Annotated in this window: 1 protein-coding gene; it reads right to left on the reverse strand. The window is 63.0% G+C overall.

Annotated features, from left to right (window positions below; translation table 11 throughout):
• The coding region (locus tag B7L92_RS43435) for a L,D-transpeptidase (RefSeq protein ID WP_255311373.1) at positions 1 to 270 on the reverse strand (270 nt) is incomplete at both ends.

The following is a 270-nucleotide window of genomic DNA, read 5'->3' on the forward strand; positions in this document are numbered from 1 at the left end:
GATGTCGTACTCGCCCTTGCCGTCGTCGTCGGTGAAGCCGACGGTCGCGCCGTTCATCCGGGTCTCCTTGAACTTCTCGGAGATGACCATCTGGCCCTCCCACGTCTTGTTCTCGGGCGACCCGGCAGAGATCGGGATGGTCCGGACGGTCTTGCCGTCCTGAGTGACCTTCATCTGCTTGGTCTTGGCGTCGACGTAGGAGACCTGGTTGCGGCCGATCTTGAAGGTGACCGTCTTCTGCTGGACGCCGTAGACGCCCTCGGCACCCTC

The sequence above is a fragment of the Streptomyces viridosporus genome, assembly GCF_002078235.1.
Classification (GTDB): domain Bacteria; phylum Actinomycetota; class Actinomycetes; order Streptomycetales; family Streptomycetaceae; genus Streptomyces; species Streptomyces viridosporus.